The sequence below is a fragment of the Halomonas sp. NO4 genome (assembly GCF_010994375.1).
In the GTDB taxonomy this organism is placed as follows: domain Bacteria; phylum Pseudomonadota; class Gammaproteobacteria; order Pseudomonadales; family Halomonadaceae; genus Halomonas.
In genome coordinates, this window is the sequence record NZ_WHMA01000007.1 from 62,142 (window position 1) to 81,227 (window position 19,086).

Annotated in this window: 16 protein-coding genes and 6 tRNA genes (1 of these 22 cut by a window edge); 12 read left to right on the forward strand and 10 right to left on the reverse strand. The window is 67.0% G+C overall.

Annotated elements, in window-relative coordinates; translation table 11 throughout:
• A tRNA-Leu gene (locus FEF15_RS07630) sits at positions 1 to 11 on the forward strand; it begins 77 nt to the left of the window's first position.
• Positions 12 to 110: 99 nt separating this feature from the next.
• A tRNA-Leu gene (locus tag FEF15_RS07635) sits at positions 111 to 197 on the forward strand.
• Between the two features lie 128 nt (positions 198 to 325).
• Here the strand turns inward: FEF15_RS07635 and FEF15_RS07640 are convergent.
• Together FEF15_RS07640 and FEF15_RS07645 are read right to left on the reverse strand one after the other, a co-directional pair.
• Positions 326 to 1,198, reverse strand: coding sequence for a DNA/RNA non-specific endonuclease (locus tag FEF15_RS07640; RefSeq protein ID WP_163558563.1), 873 nt, complete (start codon positions 1,196 to 1,198; stop codon positions 326 to 328).
• Positions 1,199 to 1,240: 42 nt separating this feature from the next.
• Positions 1,241 to 1,516, reverse strand: a complete 276-nt coding sequence (locus FEF15_RS07645; RefSeq protein ID WP_043510462.1) for an Lrp/AsnC ligand binding domain-containing protein — start codon at positions 1,514 to 1,516, stop codon at positions 1,241 to 1,243.
• Between the two features lie 208 nt (positions 1,517 to 1,724).
• Here FEF15_RS07645 and FEF15_RS07650 point away from each other — a divergent pair, with 208 nt between their 5' ends.
• A complete protein-coding gene (locus tag FEF15_RS07650; protein ID WP_163558564.1) occupies positions 1,725 to 2,039 on the forward strand; it encodes a high-potential iron-sulfur protein in 315 nt (104 codons plus the stop codon).
• Between the two features lie 43 nt (positions 2,040 to 2,082).
• Here FEF15_RS07650 and FEF15_RS07655 read toward each other — a convergent pair whose 3' ends face one another.
• The 8 genes from FEF15_RS07655 to FEF15_RS07690 form a co-directional block, all read right to left on the reverse strand.
• Positions 2,083 to 3,642 carry a SpoVR family protein gene (locus tag FEF15_RS07655; RefSeq protein WP_163558565.1) on the reverse strand — a complete coding sequence of 520 codons (1,560 nt, stop codon included), beginning with the start codon at positions 3,640 to 3,642 and terminating at the stop codon, positions 2,083 to 2,085.
• 17 nt (positions 3,643 to 3,659) lie between these two features.
• Positions 3,660 to 4,943 (reverse strand): YeaH/YhbH family protein, encoded by a 1,284-nt coding sequence (locus FEF15_RS07660; protein ID WP_163558566.1) that lies wholly within the window; start codon positions 4,941 to 4,943, stop codon positions 3,660 to 3,662.
• A gap of 91 nt (positions 4,944 to 5,034) precedes the next feature.
• Positions 5,035 to 6,957 carry a PrkA family serine protein kinase gene (locus tag FEF15_RS07665; RefSeq protein ID WP_163558567.1) on the reverse strand — a complete coding sequence of 641 codons (1,923 nt, stop codon included), beginning with the start codon at positions 6,955 to 6,957 and terminating at the stop codon, positions 5,035 to 5,037.
• Between the two features lie 236 nt (positions 6,958 to 7,193).
• A complete protein-coding gene (locus tag FEF15_RS07670) occupies positions 7,194 to 9,230 on the reverse strand; it encodes an NADPH-dependent 2,4-dienoyl-CoA reductase (protein WP_276208203.1) in 2,037 nt (678 codons plus the stop codon).
• A gap of 224 nt (positions 9,231 to 9,454) precedes the next feature.
• Positions 9,455 to 9,531: transfer RNA gene (locus FEF15_RS07675), tRNA-Asp, on the reverse strand.
• Between the two features lie 3 nt (positions 9,532 to 9,534).
• A tRNA-Val gene (locus FEF15_RS07680) sits at positions 9,535 to 9,611 on the reverse strand.
• A gap of 36 nt (positions 9,612 to 9,647) precedes the next feature.
• Positions 9,648 to 9,724 (reverse strand) — tRNA-Asp (locus FEF15_RS07685).
• A gap of 42 nt (positions 9,725 to 9,766) precedes the next feature.
• Positions 9,767 to 9,842, reverse strand: a tRNA-Val gene (locus FEF15_RS07690).
• Between the two features lie 440 nt (positions 9,843 to 10,282).
• Here FEF15_RS07690 and ccoN point away from each other — a divergent pair.
• The 9 genes from ccoN to FEF15_RS07735 all read left to right on the forward strand — a co-directional run bounded on the left by ccoN (position 10,283) and on the right by FEF15_RS07735 (position 19,041).
• On the forward strand, positions 10,283 to 11,707 hold the full coding sequence (ccoN, locus tag FEF15_RS07695) for a cytochrome-c oxidase, cbb3-type subunit I (protein ID WP_163558569.1): 1,425 nt from the start codon (positions 10,283 to 10,285) through the stop codon (positions 11,705 to 11,707).
• 22 nt (positions 11,708 to 11,729) lie between these two features.
• Positions 11,730 to 12,338, forward strand: coding sequence for a cytochrome-c oxidase, cbb3-type subunit II (ccoO, locus tag FEF15_RS07700; RefSeq protein WP_163558570.1), 609 nt, complete (start codon positions 11,730 to 11,732; stop codon positions 12,336 to 12,338).
• 2 nt (positions 12,339 to 12,340) lie between these two features.
• A complete protein-coding gene (locus FEF15_RS07705) occupies positions 12,341 to 12,589 on the forward strand; it encodes a cbb3-type cytochrome c oxidase subunit 3 (protein ID WP_163558571.1) in 249 nt (82 codons plus the stop codon).
• On the forward strand, positions 12,586 to 13,515 hold the full coding sequence (gene ccoP / locus FEF15_RS07710) for a cytochrome-c oxidase, cbb3-type subunit III (protein ID WP_163558572.1): 930 nt from the start codon (positions 12,586 to 12,588) through the stop codon (positions 13,513 to 13,515). The genes FEF15_RS07705 and ccoP overlap by 4 nt, the downstream gene beginning before the upstream one ends.
• A gap of 122 nt (positions 13,516 to 13,637) precedes the next feature.
• Positions 13,638 to 15,092 (forward strand): cytochrome c oxidase accessory protein CcoG, encoded by a 1,455-nt coding sequence (gene ccoG, locus FEF15_RS07715; protein WP_163558573.1) that lies wholly within the window; start codon positions 13,638 to 13,640, stop codon positions 15,090 to 15,092.
• Positions 15,093 to 15,094: 2 nt separating this feature from the next.
• On the forward strand, positions 15,095 to 15,610 hold the full coding sequence (locus tag FEF15_RS07720; RefSeq protein WP_163558574.1) for a FixH family protein: 516 nt from the start codon (positions 15,095 to 15,097) through the stop codon (positions 15,608 to 15,610).
• Between the two features lie 34 nt (positions 15,611 to 15,644).
• Positions 15,645 to 18,119 carry a heavy metal translocating P-type ATPase gene (locus tag FEF15_RS07725; RefSeq protein WP_163558575.1) on the forward strand — a complete coding sequence of 825 codons (2,475 nt, stop codon included), beginning with the start codon at positions 15,645 to 15,647 and terminating at the stop codon, positions 18,117 to 18,119.
• The gene (gene ccoS, locus FEF15_RS07730; RefSeq protein WP_163558576.1) at positions 18,116 to 18,334 is read left to right on the forward strand and encodes a cbb3-type cytochrome oxidase assembly protein CcoS; all 219 of its coding nucleotides are present in this window, start codon (positions 18,116 to 18,118) and stop codon (positions 18,332 to 18,334) included. Before FEF15_RS07725 ends, ccoS begins: the two co-directional genes overlap by 4 nt.
• On the forward strand, positions 18,334 to 19,041 hold the full coding sequence (locus FEF15_RS07735; RefSeq protein WP_163558577.1) for a sulfite exporter TauE/SafE family protein: 708 nt from the start codon (positions 18,334 to 18,336) through the stop codon (positions 19,039 to 19,041). Before ccoS ends, FEF15_RS07735 begins: the two co-directional genes overlap by 1 nt.
• Positions 19,042 to 19,086 lie beyond the last annotated feature (45 nt).

Sequence of the window (19,086 nt, forward strand, 5' to 3'; positions counted from 1 at the left end):
TCTGGGCACCATGACCCCTACCCCTAGTAGAGGTAGATACTGGTACTGGTAGGTAGAGGTCGCCGGGAGTTCGCTCCCACGCTCTTTGTCAGCCCGACTCGCTCGTGTTCGCCCAGGTGGCGGAATTGGTAGACGCGCTAGCTTCAGGTGCTAGTGTCCTTACGGACGTGGAGGTTCAAGTCCTCTCCTGGGCACCACCGCTTTTCACAAGCACATCGCGTCATGCAGGCTGATGATTGCCAGGGCAAACCAAGAATCATCCAGGAACCGCGACGAATCGCGGTTTTTTTGTGCCCGCTCTTCGCCCCGGCTCGCCACCCAGCAGTCACTGGAACCGACCGGGCAACCGCGCCACCGCTTCCAACCCCCAGCCGGCCCTCGCCACCTTCCCTTCCAGGCTGTCGGCCACCGCCGGCGGCAACTGCGGGAAGAAGTCGAGTCCGGTGCGCGCCTCCACCTCGTCGATGCTCACCAGGAAGTCGTCGAGCGACTCGTCGCCGCGCACCGCCTGGGGCATGAGAAAGGCCAGCGCGCGGGGCGTTTCGCCCGGCACCACGACAATCTTGTAGAAGGCCTCCGGCACCTCCACCAGCCCCACGCGGCGCCGCGCACCGTCGAGGAAGCGTTCGGCGAACACCGGCCCGGTGATGACCTGGACGCCGCCGAAGCGCGGCACGAAATGGTCGATCACCACCTCCTCCAGGCGCTGCCAGAGCCGGCGATTGAGCGCCGGCCGCTGCGGGGTGATGTTGCTCATCAGGAAGGTGTCGTGCTGCGCCCCCCGCCCGTGCACGGTGGCGATGGCGTAGTTGGGCGCCAGGTGGCCGCGGTCGTGGCCGCTGCCGAAATAGCTCTCCGGGTCGATGGGCCAGAGGGTGCGCCAGTCGCGGCGAAAGCCCGGCCGCGCACCGATGCCGGCGTCATCCACCTCGTGCAGCAGGTAGCTGACCCACAGCGGATTGACGCGGACGTCCGACCAGCCGACGAGGAAGCCGTCGTTGCGCAGCACCCGGTGCAGACTCAGCGGCGAGACGCGCTCCCAGGTGGGCACGCCCATCCAGCTCAGGCTGTCACGGTAGGCCTGCTCCTGGCTGTACCACAGGCCGCTGCCCACCAACACGAAGAGCAGGGTGACGGCGAAGCGGCGCAGCGGGCGGCGCCAGCGGGCACGAAGGGGGGACTTGCGGCGGCGTGTCATCCGTGAACCTAGGGGCTCCTGATGAGGGCTGGGTGGTGCGGCTTACCAGCCGAGGGAAAACATGGTCTCCAGATCATGCCGCGAATGCACCTGCATGGCGTTGAGCGTCTCGGTGTCGCGGATCCCTTCCACGGCGTTGAGCCGCTCGGTGACGAGCTCGGCGAGGCTCTCGAAATCCCGGGTGCGGGCGATGGCCACCAGGTCATAGCGACCGCAGGTGGAATAGACCTCGCTGATGCCCTCCACGTCGGCGAGCCGCTCGGCCACGGCCTTGACCTGGCCCTTGTCGGTGTTGATCAGGATCACGGCATTCTGCATCGGGCATCCTCCCGCTCGGTGAATCCCGCGGCGAGGCTCGCCGCGACCTGGCGCGAGTATAGCAGGCCCGGCGCAGCGGCAGAATCGCCCCGGCCCACCCCGAACCCCGGGCTGCCCGCAGAGTCTCAGGGTGAGCGGCCGACTCGCGCACGGGGCCGCCAATCCGGATAAGATGTTGACCACCGTGACGTGACGACAAGGAGAAACCATGGCTGACAAGCGTCGTCGTGACTTCCTGCGCCAGGGCCTGCTGGGCCTGGCCGCCCTGCCGCTGGGTGCGGGCCTGCTGACCCGGCGCGGGCTGGCCCAGGAACTGCCGCGCCTCGACCCCGCTTCCGAAGCGGCGCGCGCCCTCAACTATGTCGAGAATGCCAGCGACGCCAGCGACCACCCCGCCTACAGTGCGGGCGAGACGTGCCGCAACTGCCTGTTCTTCGAGGCCGACAGCCAGGGCTGCCAGCTATTCCCGCAGAACCGCGTGGCGCCGGGCGGGTGGTGCCAGTCCTGGGCGCCGGCCAACTGAGCCCGGCACGACATCGGGGCAGCGGCTTGCCTCGCCGCAGCGCTCAGCGCGAATCGCCCTCCTCGTCGGGCAGCGGCCAGTGGTAGCGGCGCGCCACGCTGCCGTCGTCGTGCAGCGACTCCAGCTTGACGGGGAAGCCCCACAACTGGTGGAGGTGGCGCATCACCGGGTAGACGCTGCGCGCCAGCGGCCGCCGATTGTCCTGGATATGGTGCAGGGTCAGCGAGCGATCGCCGCGGATGTCGGCCGAGTAGACCTGGATATTGGGTTCGCGCACGGCCAGCGCATACTGGGTGGCCAGCATCTCGCGCACCCGCCGATAGCCACGCTCGTCGTGAATCGCCGCCACCTCCAGCAGCTCCTCCTGGTCGTCATCCACCACCGTGAACAGCTTGAGGTCGCGAATCACCTTGGGTGACAGGAACTGCTGGATGAAGGATTCGTCCTTGAAGTTCTTCATGGCGAAGTGGATGGTATCCAGCCAGTCGCTGCCGGCGGTGTCGGGGAACCACTCGCGGTCCTCCTCGGTGGGCTCCTGGCACATGCGCTTGATGTCGCTGAAGATGGCGAATCCCAGCGCATAGGGATTGATGCCGCTGTAGTAGGGGCTGTCGAAGCCGGGCTGGCTGACCACGGCGGTGTGCGACTGCAGGAATTCCAGCATCAAGCCCTCGTCGACCAGGCCCTCGTCGTAGAGGCGGTTCATCAGGGTGTAGTGCCAGAACGAGGCCCAGCCCTCGTTCATTACCTGGGTCTGGCGCTGCGGATAGAAGTACTGGGCGAGTTTGCGCACGATGCGCACGATCTCGCGCTGCCAGGGCGCCAGCAGCGGGGCGTTCTTCTCGATGAAGTAGAGCAGGTTCTCCTGAGGCTCGGGCGGGTAGCGCTCGCCGCTGTGCAGGCCCAGCGGGTCCTCCTCCTCGGCGAGGCTGCCGGGCAAGCTGTCGCCGTCGTGACGGCCGGGGATGGTGCGCCACAGGGTGTTGACCTGGGCCTGCAGGTACTCCTCGCGCTCCTTCTGGCGCCGCGCCTCCTCCTCGGCGGAGATCGGCGAGGGGCGCTTGTAGCGGTCGACCCCGTAGTTCTGCAGCGCATGGCAGGCGTCCAGCAGCTGCTCCACCGCGGTGACGCCGTGGCGCTCCTCGCACTCGGCGACGTACTTGCGGGCAAACACCAGGTAGTCGACGATCGAGCCCGCATCCGTCCAGGTGCGGAACAGGTAGTTGCCCTTGAAGAAGGAGTTGTGGCCATAGCAGGCGTGGGCCATGACCAGCACCTGCATCATCAGGGTGTTCTCCTCCATGAGGTAGGCGATGCAGGGATTGGAGTTGATCACCAGCTCGTAGGCCAGGCCCATCTGGCCGCGCCGGTAGGCCTGCTCCACGGCGAGGAACTGCTTGCCGTAGGACCAGTGATGGTAGCCCACCGGCATCCCCACGCTGGCGTAAGCGTCCATCATCTGCTCGGTGGTAATGATCTCGATCTGGTTGGGGTAGGTGTCGAGGCGATACTCGTCGGCCAGGCGAGCCAGCTCCTGTTCGTAGGCCTCGAGCACCTCGAAGTTCCAGTCGGATCCCGTGGCAATCGGCGTACGGCGATTCATGGTGCCTCCTCGGCCGGCTACTGGACGGCGCGGCGCTTGAACAGCTCGCGGAACACCGGGTAGATATCCCCGGCCTCGACGATCTGGCGCATGGCAAACTGGTCGGGGAACTCGTCGGCCACCGTCTCGTACTCCTCCCATAGCGCCTGATGGGCATGGGGGGTGATCTCCACGTAGGTGAAGTACTGCACCCGCGGCATCAGGCTTTTCACCAGCAGGTCGCGACAGGTCAGCGAGTCGTCGTCCCAGTTGTCGCCGTCCGAGGCCTGAGCGACGTAGAGGTTCCACTGCGACGGCGGGTAGCGATCGGCGACGATCTCATCGACCAGGGAGAGCGCGCTGGAGACGATGGTGCCGCCGGTCTCCCGCGAATAGAAGAACTCTTCCTCGTCGACCTCCTTGGCGGCGGTGTGGTGGCGCACGAAGACCAGCTCGACCTTCTCGTAGCTTCGCTCGAGGAAGAGATAGAGCAGCAGGAAGAAGCGCTTGGCGATGTCCTTGTGCGCCTGGGTCATGGAGCCGGAGACGTCCATCACGCAGAACATCACCGCCTTGCTGGAGGGCTGCGGCTGGTTGATCAGGTTGTTGTAGCGCAGGTCGTAAGTGTCGATGAAGGGCACCGCCTCGAGCCGCTGCTCGAGCCGCTCGATCTCCGCCTTGAGCTCGGCGATGCGCGCCGGATTGCGCAGCACCGGGTCCTTGCTCTCCTCTTCCTCCAGGGCCTGGCGCGCCTCGCGCAGGGCGCGGCGGATGGGCGCGCGCATGGCGATGCGCCGCGCATGCGCCTCGCGCATGGAGCGCACGATATTGATCCGCGAGGGAACGCCATCGCGGGAGAAGCCGGCGCGCACCGGGCGCACTTCGTCGAGGTCGACCAGGTTCTTGCGCTCCAGGTGTGGCAGCTCCAGGCCATCGAAGACGAAGTCGAGAAACTCCTCGCGGGTCAGGGTGAAGGCGAACTCGTCCATGCCCTCGCCCTGGTTGGAGGCGCCGCCCTCGCCGGCGCCTCCCCCGCCACCGCCGCCGCTCGGACGGCGCAGGCGATCCCCCTCCACGAACTCCTTGTTGCCGGGGCTGACGATGGTGCGCTTGCCGCCGGGACCGTGCTGGAACACCGGCTCCGAGATGTCCCGCGTGGGAATCGAGACCTTCTCGCCGCGCTCCATGTCGGTGATCGAGCGGCGATTCACCGCCTCCTCCACCGAGCGCTTGATGTGCGTGCGGTAGCGGTCGAGAAAGCGCTGGCGGTTGACGGCGCTCTTGTTCTTGGCATTGGCGCGACGATCAATGAAATAGGTCATGGCGACCTCCTCTGCACGCCGGTCTCAGCAGCCGGCGAGGAACCCCTGCACCGGCTGCCCATGGCTCGCTTGGCGCATAGCGGGTCACCCGCTACTGCGATTTGCGCACCCGCAGGTACCACTCGGAGAGCAGACGCACCTGCTTTTCGGTGTAGCCCCGTTCCTTCATGCGCGCCACGAAGTCCTCGTGCTTATTCTGGTCCGCCGTGGAGGCCTTGGCGTTGAAGGAAATCACCGGCAGCAGCTCCTCGGTGTTGGCGAACATCTTGTGCTCGATCACCCCGCGCAGCTTCTCGTAGGACTGCCAGCTCGGGTTCATGCCGTTGTTCTGGGCTCGCGCCCGCAGCACGAAGTTGACCACCTCGTGACGGAAGTCCTTGGGGTTGGAGATGCCCGCCGGCTTCTCGATCTTCTCCAGCTCCTCGTTCAAGGCCTGGCGGTCGAGGAACTCGCCGGTCTCGGGGTCGCGATACTCCTGATCCTGGATCCAGAAGTCGGCGTAGGTGACATAGCGGTCGAAGATATTCTGGCCGTACTCGGAGTAGGATTCGAGATAGGCGGTCTGGATCTCCTTGCCGATGAAGTCCACGTAGCGCGGCGCCAGGAACTCCTTGATGAAGCGCAGGTAGCGCTCGAAGGTCTCGCGCGGCAGCTGCTCCTGTTCGAGGCGCTGCTCAAGTACATAAAGCAGGTGCACCGGGTTGGCCGCCACCTCGTGGTTGTCGAAATTGAACACCTTGGAGAGGATCTTGAAGGCGAAACGGGTCGAAAGCCCTTCCATGCCCTCGTCCACCCCGGCGGCATCGCGGTACTCTTGGATCGACTTGGCCTTGGGATCGGTATCCTTGAGGTTCTCGCCGTCGTAGACGCGCATCTTGGAGTAGATGCTGGAGTTCTCCGGCTCCTTGAGCCGCGAGAGCACCGAGAACTGCGCCAGCATGCGCAGGGTGTCCGGTGCACAGGGGGCCTCGGCCAGCGAGGAGTGCTCGAGCAGCTTCTTGTAGATGTTGATCTCCTCGGTGACGCGCAGGCAGTAGGGCACCTTGACGATATAGACGCGATCGAGGAAGGCCTCGTTGTTGCGGTTGTTGCGGAAGGTCTGCCACTCGCTCTCGTTGGAGTGCGCCAGCACGATGCCCTCAAACGGGATCGCCCCCATGCCCTCGGTGGGGTTGTAGTTGCCCTCTTGCGTTGCCGTCAGCAGGGGGTGCAGCACCTTGATGGGGGCCTTGAACATCTCGATGAATTCCATCAACCCCTGGTTGGCCTTGCACAGCCCGCCGGAGAAGCTGTAGGCATCGGGGTCGTCCTGGGCGTACATCTCGAGCTTGCGGATGTCCACCTTGCCCACCAACGAAGAGATGTCCTGGTTGTTCTCGTCACCGGGCTCGGTCTTGGCGATGGCGATCTGGTTGAGGCGCGACGGATACAGGCGCACCACCCGGAACTCCGAAATGTCACCGCCGTACTCCTTGAGGCGCTTGGCCGCCCAGGGCGACATCACGCTTTTCAGGTAGCGCTGCGGGATACCGTACTCCTTCTCGAGCAGCTCGCCATCCTCCTCCGGCGAGAAGAGCCCCAGCGGCGACTCGTACACCGGCGAGCCCTTGATGGCGTAGAAGGGTACACGCTCCATCAGCAGCTTGAGCCGCTCGGCCAGCGACGACTTGCCGCCCCCCACCGGCCCCAGCAGGTAGAGGATCTGCTTGCGCTCCTCCAGGCCCTGGGCGGCATGGCGGAAGTAGGCAACGATCTGCTCGATCGCCTCCTCCATGCCGTAGAACTCGGAAAAGGCGGGATAGCGGCGAATCACCTTGTTGGAGAAGATCCTCGAGAGCCGCGAATCCTTGGCCGTGTCGATCACCTCGGGCTCGCCGATGGCCTTGAGGATACGCTCAGCGGCGCTGGCATAGGCCATGGGGTCCTCGCGACACAGCTCCAGGTACTCCTGCAGGGTCATCTCTTCCTGCTGGACACGCTCGAAGCGATTCTGCACATGATCGAAGATGCTCATCGAAGCCTCCTGTTTGCCCACCCTCGAGCCCTCAAGATGAACGGCTCCGGGTTGTCCATCAGCCTAGACAGCTTTGCGGCTCAGGCAGTCCGCGCAGTGTCAACGCAGTGGACGCTATCCATGAGAACGCAGGGGAAGCTCAGGGTTCGATGGCCGGCAGGCGAGACCTTTAAACGCTGCAAGGACGCTGTGAACGCCGCTTCTCTTCGGCTCGCTGAGCGTGACGCCGGCGCGATTCACAGCGTCGCGGCCACCCGAGTGCCCTGGTCGATGGCGCGCTTGGCGTCCAGCTCGGCCGCCTTGTCAGCACCGCCGATCAGGTGCGTCTCGATGCCGGCCGCCGTGAGCGCGTCGATCAGTTCGCGCACCGGCTCCTGGCCGGCACAGACCACCACGCTGTCGACCTCGAGACACCGCGGCTCGCCGTCGACCCGCACGTGCAGCCCCGCGCCATCGATGCCGACGTACTCGCAGCCGACCAGTGCTTCGACCCCGCGGTGCCGGAGCGAGGCACGGTGCACCCAGCCGGTGGTCTTGCCGAGCCCCTTGCCCGGCTTGGAGCTCTTGCGCTGCAGCAGGGTGACCTGGCGCGGCACCACCGGCGGCTGCGGCGCGGTGACACCCCCGGGGGTAGCCACACTGAGATCAACGCCCCACTCGGCGCACCAGGCGTCGCGGTCGAGCGCGGGGTGGCCGGCGTGAGTCAGCAGCTCGGCCACGTCGAAGCCGATGCCCCCGGCCCCGATGATTGCCACGCGCGGCCCCACCCGTTCCGGGTGGCGGATCGCCAGGGGATAGCTGAGCACCTTGGGGTGGTCAATACCCGGCAGGTCGAGGTCGCGAGGGCGCACCCCGGTGGCCACAATGACCGCCTCGAACGCCTGCAGCGCCTGCGCATCGGGCTCGCTGTGCAGGCGCACCTGCACGCCGTGCTTGTCGAGCATCACCCGGAAGTAGCGCAGCGTCTCGGCGAACTCCTCCTTGCCGGGAATGCGCTGCGCCAGGTTGAACTGGCCACCCAGCTCCCCCGTGCGCTCGAAGAGCGTCACCCGATGCCCGCGCCGCGCCGCGGTGAGTGCCGCGGCAAGCCCCGCCGGGCCACCGCCGACCACAGCGATGTCCCGCGGTCTCTCGACCGGCAGGATGACCAGCTCCGTTTCGTGGCAGGCCTGGGGATTGACCAGGCAGGAGGTCAGCTTGCCCTGGAAGGTGTGGTCCAGGCAGGCCTGGTTGCAGGCGATGCAGGTATTGATCTCCTCGCTGCGCGCCTCGGCTGCCTTGCTCACCCAGGCGGGGTCGGCCAGGAAGGGGCGCGCCATGGAGACCATGTCGGCATGCCCCTCGGCCAGCACCCGCTCCGCCACTTCGGGCATGTTGATGCGGTTCGTGGTGATCAGCGGCACCCCGAGCTCGACCTTGAGGCGCCGGGTGACCTCGGTGAAGGCCGCGCGCGGCACGCTGGTGACGATGGTCGGCACCCGCGCCTCGTGCCAACCGATGCCGGTGTTGATCAAGCTCGCCCCGGCCGCCTCGACGGCACGCCCCAGGGTCACCACCTCATCATGGGTGCTGCCCTCCTCCACCAGGTCGATCATCGACAGGCGGAAGATGATCAGGAAATCTTCGCCCACGGCCTCGCGGATACGGGTGACGATCTCGACCGGAAAGCGGATCCGGTTTTCGAAGGCCCCTCCCCAGTGGTCCGCGCGCCGGTTGGTGCGACGACACAGGAACTGGTTGATCAGATACCCCTCCGACCCCATCACCTCCACGCCGTCATAGCCGGCTTCGCGCGCCAGCGTGGCGCAGCACACATAGTCGTCGATCTGACGCTCCACTTCGTCGCTGCTCAGCTCACGTGGGGTGAAGCGGTTGATCGGCGCCGGTATCGGCGAGGGCGCCACCAGGTCGGGCGAGTAGGCGTAGCGCCCGGCATGGAGAATCTGCAGGCAGAGCCGGCCTCCCTCGGCGTGCACCGCCTCCACCAGATGCCGATGCTCGTCCAGCTGGTCGCCATGCACCAGGGTCGCCGCCCCGGGGAAGACCGCTCCCTCGGGATTGGGGGCGATACCGCCGGTGACGATCAGCCCGACCCCCTGACGGGCCCGCTCGGCATAGAAGGCGGCCAGGCGCGCGAAACCGCCCGGTGCCTCCTCCAGGTTGGTGTGCATCGAGCCCATCAGCACCCGGTTGGGCAGCGTCAGGTGGCCCACCTCAAGGGGGCGAAAGAGATGCGGATAGCGCACGCCGGGTCCTCCTGCTGATTGAGTCATGGCCAGCCAGACGGCCAGAATTCAAACAACTGTATGATAGATGAGCGCGACGCGCAAAGCCCGTCGACTCGACCCGACAACCCGCGCCTCACCCAGAGGATGGTCGCGACGAGCCCACGAGGGAAGGAACAAGGAGAAAAAGAGAGAACAGGCCAGAGAAAGCGCTCAGGCAGGCACGGACGCGAAAGACCCCGAGCCGCAGGGCTCGGGGTCGACATTCGCAATGGCGGACCGGACGGGACTCGAACCCGCGACCTCCGGCGTGACAGGCCGGCATTCTAACCGACTGAACTACCGGTCCGCGTGGTGGGTGATACCGGACTCGAACCAGTGACCCCCAGCATGTGAGGCTGGTGCTCTAACCAACTGAGCTAATCACCCACAGGATACCGCTTGTTGATGCTGCCACTGCTGCCGTGGCGGACCGGACGGGACTCGAACCCGCGACCTCCGGCGTGACAGGCCGGCATTCTAACCGACTGAACTACCGGTCCGCTGCATGCGCTTCACGTGAACGTCAACGCCGATGGCGCTGATGGTGGGTGGTACAGGGTTCGAACCTGTGACCCCCAGCTTGTAAGGCTGGTGCTCTCCCAGCTGAGCTAACCACCCCCGGTCACGTGGCGCTGCATTCTACAGGGCCGCCGCCGGTTGTCAACGCCTTTCCGCGCCGGGCTGGCCGACCGGCCATCGTCCCGCCACCCTGGTCGCAAATCGCTCGGAAAATGCCGACACTCGCCACCGCCCAGACGCAGGAACCGGCTCGCCACCGACCTGTGGCGCAATGTCGCACCCAGCCCCCGCACGCCCCGTCATTTCGGACACCGGCTGTGGCCAAGGCCCCGCCGGGCGCGCCCCAACCACCGGCAAGTGCTGGAAAAGTCGACCCGCGTCAAACTCTCGGCCGGGTTTTTCCCCTAGGTCGTGTTTCAGTGAACGAGCCGGCTGCGCTAGAATTCGCCCTGTTTTGACCTGCATTACCCTACCGGGGGCGTCGGCTGCGGCACTCTGCCACGGTTGGCTCTCGTTACCGCGTTCGATGGGAATCTGACATGAGCACAGCACTAGAGCACCCGACCTACAATTACAAGGTAGTTCGGCAGTTTGCGATCATGACAGTGGTGTGGGGCATCGTGGGCATGCTCCTCGGTGTCATCCTTGCCGCACAGCTAGTATGGCCGCAACTCAACCTCGACCTACCCTGGACCAGCTTCGGCCGCCTGCGGCCGCTGCACACCAATGCCGTGATCTTCGCCTTCGGCGGCTCGGCTCTCTTCGCCACCTCCTATTACGTCGTGCAGCGCACCTGCCAGACGCGCCTGTTCGCCGACAAGCTCGCCGCCTTCACCTTCTGGGGCTGGCAGGCGGTGATCCTCTCGGCGGTGATCACGCTGCCGCTGGGCTACACCACCACCAAGGAGTATGCCGAGCTGGAGTGGCCCATCGACATCCTGATCACCCTGGTCTGGGTCAGCTACGCCATCGTCTTCCTCGGCACCATCAAGCTGCGCAAGACCTCGCACATCTACGTGGCCAACTGGTTCTTCGCCGCCTTCATCCTCACCGTGGCGGTGCTGCACGTCGTCAACAGCGCGGAGCTGCCGGTCACGTTCATGTACTCCTCCTCGATCTATGCCGGCACCATCGACGCCATGGTGCAGTGGTGGTATGGCCACAATGCCGTTGGCTTCTTCCTCACCGCCGGCTTCCTGGGGATGATGTACTACTTCGTGCCCAAGCAGGCGGAACGCCCCGTCTACTCCTATCGCCTCTCCATCGTCCACTTCTGGGCGCTGATCATGGTCTACATGTGGGCCGGCCCGCACCACCTGCACTACACCGCGCTGCCCGACTGGGCGCAGTCGCTGGGCATGATCATGTCGATCATCCTGCTGGCCCCCTCCTGGGGCGGCATGATCAACGGCATGATGACCCTCTCCGGCGCCTGGCATAAGCTGCGCACCGACCCGACTCTGCGCTTTCTGGTGGTCGCCCTGTCGTTCTACGGCATGTCCACCTTCGAGGGGCCGATGATGGCGGTGAAGACCGTCAACGCGCTCTCCCACTACACCGACTGGACCATCGGCCACGTGCACGCCGGCGCCCTGGGCTGGGTGGCGATGATCACCATCGGCTCCATGTACCACCTGATTCCGCGCCTGTTCGGCCGCACCGAGATGTACTCCGTGGGCCTGATCGGGGTGCACTTCTGGCTGGCGACCATCGGCACCGTGCTCTACATCGCCTCCATGTGGGTCAACGGCATCCTGCAGGGCCTGATGTGGCGCGCCATCAACCCCGACGGCACCCTGATGTACACCTTCATCGAGGCGGTCGAGGCCAGCGCTCCCGGCTACATCGTGCGCCTGATCGGCGGCGTCTTCTGGGTCGTGGGCATGCTGATCATGGCCTACAACCTCTTCATGACGGTCAAGCGCAGTGAAGCCATCCGTCAGCCGATTCCGCAGACTGCCTGAGCAACCGGGGATACCAAGACCAATGAGACACGAGATCGTCGAAAAGAACGTGGGCCTGCTGGCCGTGCTGATCCTGGTGGTGATCAGCTTCGGCGGCCTGGCCGAGATCGTGCCGCTGTTCTTCCAGAAACAGACCACGGAACCGGTTGATGGCCTGCGCCCGCTCTCCGCCCTGGAACTGGAAGGTCGCGGAATCTATCGTCGCGAGGGCTGCGTCGGCTGCCATTCGCAGATGATCCGCCCCTTCCGCGCCGAAACCGAGCGCTACGGCCACTACAGCGTCGCCGGGGAGTTCATCTACGACCACAACTTCCTGTGGGGCTCCAAGCGCACCGGGCCCGACCTGGCGCGCGTCGGCGGCCGCTACAGCGATGACTGGCACCGCGCCCACATGTACAACCCGCGCGACGTGGTGCCGGAGTCGATCATGCCCGCCTACCCCTGGCTGTTCGAGAACACCCTGGATGGCGAGGACACGCCCAAGAAGATGCGCGCCCTGCGGGCGCTGGGCGTGCCCTACACCGACGAGCAGATCGCTAACGCCACCAGCGAAGTCCGCGGCGAGCAGGAGATCACCGCCCTGATCGCCTATCTGCAACAACTGGGTACCGTGCTCGAGGGCACGCGTTGATCATGGATACCGGGACCTTTCGCGGCATCATCACCGGCCTGCTGATTCTCGCCTTCCTGGGGATCACCGCCTGGGCCTACTCGCGGCGGCGCAAGAAGGATTTCGACGAGGCCAAGAACCTGCCGTTCGCCGACGAGGATGAACCAACCAACCGTGACAGCCACGTCGCCACTCGCCGCGACGAGTCGTCGAGCGAGGCCGATTCCCGACCCGCCGATTCCCGCCAAGACAGGGGAGACAGGAACGCATGAACAATCTTTGGGACGACTCCCTCTCCGGGTTCTGGAGTGCCTGGATCATCGTCATCACGCTGGGCTCCATCGTGTTTGCCTTCTGGTTGCTGTACGCCAACCGCAAGACGGAGAAGACGCCGGACACCGAGGGCAACGTCGAGACCACCGGTCACGCCGCCGACGAGATCGAGGAGTACGACAACCCGCTGCCGCGCTGGTGGTTCCAGCTCTACGTCGCCACCATCGTCTTCTCGCTGGGCTACCTGCTGCTCTACCCGGGGCTGGGCAACTTCGCCGGGCTGCTGGGCTGGACCCAGGAAAAGCAGTGGGAGGAGGAAGTGGCCCGCGCCGAGGAGCGCTTCACGCCGATCTTCGCCCAGTACCAGGAGGTGCCGATTCCCGAACTGGCCGAGGATGAGGAGGCCATGCAGGTCGCCGAGCGCATCTACCAGAACAACTGTGCGGTGTGCCACGGCGCCAACGCCCAGGGCGGCTACGGCTTCCCCAACCTCACCGACGACGCCTGGCTGTACGGCGGCGAGCCGGAGCAGATCGTGACCAGCCTGGTGCAGGGACGGAACGGCCTGATGCCCTCCTGGCAGCAGCTCGGCGCGCAGAACATCGAGAACGTGACCCAGTTCGTGCTCTCCCTCTCCGGCCTCGAGCATGATGCCGAGCGCGCCGAGAGTGGTGCTGCCACCTACGCCTCGGTGTGTGCCGCCTGCCACGGGCCCAACGGCACCGGCAACCAGGCCCTGGGGGCCCCCGACCTGACCGACAATGCCTGGCTCTACCAGGCACCCGGTCAGAACGTCGCCGACTCGGTTCGCCAGACCCTGCGCAACGGCCGCAACGGCCACATGCCAGCCCAGGAGGCCTACATCGGCGAGGAGCGCGTCCACCTGGTCGCCGCCTACGTCTACAGCCTGCGCCTGCAGGACTGAGCCCCACCATCGCGCGGCGGGGTGCGGTCTCCCGTCGCACCCCGCCGCGCGATGCCCCTGCCCCGGTACAATGAGGCGACTGTCATCGCTTGCCTGAGCCAGGCACCCGCCGCGAGTCCGCCATGAGTGACAAGATCCCGACCCGAGACGTGACCCCGAACTCCCAGGGGCACGATGCCCGCCGTGGCAAAGCGCCGCACGAGCCAGCCACGCAGGAGATGTACGCGCGCCGGCGTCACATCTACGTGCGCGAGATCAAGGGGCTCTTCCAGCGCCTGAGGCGCAGCACCAACTGGCTGCTGATGCTGGCCTTCTTCGGCTTGCCCTGGGTGCAGTGGGGCGACCGGCCGCTGATCTGGTTCGACCTACCCTCGCGCGAGTTTCACCTCTTTGCCGCGACCTTCTATCCGCAGGAGTTCATGCTGCTGTCGTGGCTGCTGATCATCTGCGCCTTCGGCCTGTTCTTCATCACCGTCTTCGCCGGGCGCGTGTGGTGCGGCTATACCTGCCCGCAGAGCGTCTGGACCTTCCTCTACATCTGGGTGGAACACCGCCTGGAAGGGCCGCGCAACCGCCGTATCAAGCTCGACCGCGCCCCCCTGAGCGCCGACAAGGCGTGGCGCAAGACGGGCAAGCACGTCATCTGGCTGGCCATCGCCGCCGCCACGGGCATCACCTTCGTCGGCTACTTCACGCCGATCCGTGAGCTGGTCGTGGATCTGCCCACGCTCGAGGCCCACGGCTGGTCCTACTTCTGGGTGGGCTTCTTCACCCTCTTCACCTATCTCAATGCCGGCTGGCTGCGCGAGCAGGTGTGCATCTACATGTGCCCCTATGCGCGCTTCCAGTCGGTTATGTTCGATGACGACACCCTGATCGTCTCCTACGACGCCGCGCGCGGCGAACCCCGCGGGCCGCGCAAGCGCAGCTTGAGCCATGAAGCGGCCCGCACGGCGGGCTACGGCGACTGCATCGACTGCGACCTGTGCGTGCAGGTCTGCCCCACCGGCATCGATATCCGCGAGGGCCTGCAGTACGAATGCATCACTTGTGCCGCCTGCATCGACGCCTGCGACAGCGTCATGGACAAGATGGGCTACCCCCGCGGGCTCATCCGCTACACCACCGAGAACGCCCTGGAGGGCAAGCCGACCCATATCCTGCGGCCGCGCCTGCTCGGCTACCTGACTGCCCTGCTGATGATGATCGGCCTGTTCGCCTGGGCGGTGGCCGACCGCAGCCTGGTGGGCCTCGACATCGAGCGCGAACGCGGCCAACTTTACCAAATGACCCAGGAGGGTCGGGTAAGCAACGTCTACACCCTGAGAGTGCGCAACCTCGACCGCCAGGATCACGACTATCGCCTTGCCGTCAGCGGCCTGCCGGGGCTCAGCCTCGACACCCAGACCCTGAGCGTGCCGGCTGGCGAGTCGCGCCTGGAAGTGATCGAGATCACCGCCGACCCCGAGGTGCTCGACCAGCCCAGTCACGCCATCCAGCTGCACCTGCAGTCCCAACAGAACGACAGCATCAGCCTGGAGAGCGAAACGCGCTTTCTGGGTGACGTCCGGAGATGACCATGGATCAGCACGCCATTCCCCCCTGGTACAAGCAGTTCTGGCCGTGGTTTTTGATCGGCCTGCTGCTCTCCGCCATCAGCGTCAGCACCACCTTCGCCGTGCTGTCGGTGCGCTCCTTCGACGGCATGGTGCAGGAGGATTACTACAAGCACGGCACCGCCATCAACATGGTGCTGGCCAAGCAGCGCCAAGCGGCGGAACTCTCGCTCGCCGCCGACCTGCGCATCGACCCGCTGACCAGCGACATCGTGGTGGACCTGACCGGCGAAGCACGGCCCGAGCGCCTCTACCTCAAGCTGATCTTCCCGACCCGCGACGACCGCGACCAAGAGCTGGTCCTCGAGCATGTCCGCAACGGCCGCTATCTGGGCCAGGCCCCCGACAACCTGCGCTACCGCTGGTACCTGCAGCTGCACCCCAGCCAGGAGTCGCCCGACTGGCGCCTGATCGGCGAGGGCCACTTCCCCAGCGAAGGCGGCTTCGCCCTGACGCCGGGCCTGCCCGACCGCAGCTGATGGCCAACCTGTGTCGCCCCCGAGTCAGGCTGCCATGAGCGCCACTGCCACCTCTTCCGAGGCCGCCGCCGACTGCTACCACTGCGGCAGCCCCGTGCCGGCGGACGCACCCTGGGCGATCACCCTCGACGAATCGCGTCATCCGCTGTGCTGTCCGGGCTGCGAGGCGGTGGCCCACGCCATCGTCGACGGTGGCCTGGAAAGCTACTACCGCTTTCGCACCGAGCTGCCCGAGCGCCCCGACGAGCGCCAGGCCGTGAAGGCCGAGACCTGGGCCGTGTTCGACGACCCGGGCCTGCAGCGCCAGTTCGTCCATCCCGAAGGGGAGAGCGGCGAGGTTCATGCCACCCTGGCGGTGGACGGCATCACCTGCGCCGCCTGCGCCTGGTTGATCGAGCACCGCCTGAATGCCCTGGCCGGCGTGAGCGCCAGCGCCGTCAACCTCAGCCATCACCGCGTGCGCATCACCTGGGACCCCGAACGGCTCCGCCTGTCACGGATCCTCGCCGAGCTCGCCGCCATCGGCTACAGCGCCCAGCCCTACGAGCCGGACGCCGCGCAGCAGCGGCTCCACCGCGAAGAGCGCATGACGGTGCGCCGCCTGATCGTGGCCGCCGTGGGCATGGCCCAGGTGATGATGTTCTCCATTCCCATCTACGTCTCGGGCCCCGGGGGGATCAGCGCGGACTTCCTGGCGCTCTTCCACTGGCTCTCCTTCGCCCTGGCCACGCCGGTGGTGTTCTTCTCGGCCCGGCCCTTCTTTCGCAATGCCGCCCGCGACCTGCGCACCCGCACCCTGGGCATGGACGTGCCGGTTTCGCTGGCCGTCGGCGGGGCCTACTTCGCCAGCGGCTATGCGGTGCTCACCGGCACCGGCGAGGTGTACTTCGACTCGGTGGCCATGTTCACCTTCTTCCTGCTCTTCGGCCGTTACGTGGAGGCGCGGGCCCGGCGCCGCAGCGGCCATACCGGCAACGCCCTGGCCGGCGCCCTGCCCCTCTCGGCGATCCGCCTCACCGAGGCGGGCGAGGAGCGCATCCTCCCGGCCAGCGAGCTCGCCGCCGGTGACCGTGTGCTGGTCAAGCCCGGCCACGGCGTCCCCGCCGACGGGGTGATCGAGGAGGGCGAATCGAGCCTCGACGAATCCATGCTCACCGGCGAGTACCAGCCGGTCACCCGCCGTGTCGGCGACACCGTCACCGGCGGCAGCCTGAACATCGAGGGCCCGCTCACCGTGCACGTCACCCGCGCCGGCCGCGACGCCCGGGTGGCACGCATCGTCGACCTCACCGACCGCGCCTTCGCCAGCCGCCCGCGCCTCGCCCAGCTGGCGGCGCGCATGGCGCACCTCTTCGTGCTGCGCCTGCTCGTGGTCACCGCCTGCGTGGCCACCGCCTGGTGGTTCATCGACCCTGATCGGGTGCTCTGGGTGACCCTTTCCGTGCTGGTGGTGACCTGTCCCTGCGCCCTGGCGCTGGCCACCCCCACGGCGCTCACCGCCGGCCACGGTCAGCTGCGCCGCCGCGGCATCCTGGTCACCCGGGCCGACGCCATCGAGTCGCTCTCCCAGGTGGACCGCGTGATCTTCGACAAGACCGGCACCCTGACCCGCGGCGAGATGCAACTGATCGAGACCCGCCCGCTCGGCGCTCTGCCCGCGGCGCACGCCCGGGCCATCGCCGCCGCCCTGGAGGCACACTCCGAGCACCCCATCGCCCAGGCCTTCCGTCCCTGGCGGGATGCCACCCTGGCCGTCGAGGCGCGCAGCAGCCGCACCGGGCAGGGGGTTTCCGGCCAGATCGCGGGCACGCCCTGGCGCCTTGGCAAGCCTGCCTTCGCGGCCCCCGGGCGCAACCTGACGCCCCCCGACGACGGCGCCTGGCTGCTGCTCGCCGAAGCCGGCGAGCCGCGCGCCTGGTTCGCCCTGCACGACCGCCTGCGCGATGACGCCGCCGCGACGATCGCCGCCCTCACCGAGCGCGGTATCGCCGTCGAGCTGCTCTCCGGCGACACCCGCGCCGCGGTCGCCTCGCTCGCCAGCCAGCTCGACATCGCCACCTGGCGCGCCGGCGCCAGCCCCGAGGAGAAGCTCGACCACATCCGCAAGCGCCAAGCCGCGGGCGAGACGGTGGCGATGGTCGGCGACGGCATCAACGACGTGCCGGTGCTGGCCGGGGCCGATGTCTCGCTGGCCATGAACGGCGCCACCGACCTGGCGCGCACCAGCGCCGATGCCGTCTTGCTCAGCCCGCACCTCGGGCGTATCGTCGAGGCCATCGAGATCGCCCAGGCCACCCGGCGCGTCATGCGCCAGAACATGATCTGGTCGGTGTGCTACAACTTCTCGGCGCTGCCCCTCGCCGCCCTGGGCATCGTGCCCCCTTGGGTCGCGGCGCTGGGCATGTCGACCAGCTCGCTGGTGGTGGTCGGCAACGCCCTGCGCCTCAGCCGCTTCCGCAGCACTGCCGCGCGCGACGCAGCGCCTACCGCAAGCCCGGTGACCGCATGACCATCCTCTACCTGCTGATACCGCTGTCGCTGATCCTGCTGGGACTCGCCGTCTGGGCCTTCTTCTGGGCGGTGAAGCACGATCAGTTCGAGGACCTCGAGGGCCCCGCGCACCGCATCCTGTTCGACGAGGACGAGAACGACTTCACGCCCGAGGAGCGGGAGCGCCGCCGCCAGGCCCGCACCGACCGCTCGGGAGGGCACGACAAGCGCTGATGGACCCCACCGGCCTCGACCTGCCCCCCTATGCCGCGGCCTTCGTCTTCGGCCTGCTGGGTGGCGCCCACTGCATCGGCATGTGCGGCGGCATCATGAGCGCGCTGACCTTTGCCGTGCCTCCCAGCATGCGCTCACCCACCCGGCTCTCCGGCCTGCTGCTCGGCTACAACGCTGGGCGCATTGCCAGCTACATGACCGCCGGGGCTCTGGTGGCGGGGCTCGGGACCCTGCTCGCCCTGAGCGCCGAACTGCGCCTGGCGCTGCAGGGCTTTGCCGCCGTCATGCTGATCCTGATGGCACTCTACATCGCCGACTGGTGGAAGGGACTACTCCGGGTGGAGGCGCTGGGCCGTCGCCTGTGGCGCCACCTCGAGCCGCTCGGCCGGCGTCTGATGCCGGTGGTCCGGGTGCCCCAGGCGGTGGGCCTGGGCATCGTCTGGGGCTGGCTGCCCTGCGGGCTGGTCTACTCGATGCTGGCCTGGAGCCTGGCCGTGGCCGATCCCTGGCGTGGTGCGGCGTTGATGGGTGCCTTCGGCCTCGGCACCCTGCCCGCACTGCTGGTCACCGGCCTGGCCGCGCGCCAGCTCGGTGTGCTGGTCCGCCATCCCGCCACGCGCAGCCTGGCGGCCCTGTCGATCATCGCCTTCGCCCTGTGGCAGCTGTGGCTGCTGCTGCCGTCGGCCAGCGCTCCCATGGCCCACTGAGCCCCGAACGCCCCGCCAATGCACTTCGTTTGACGCAGCTCAATC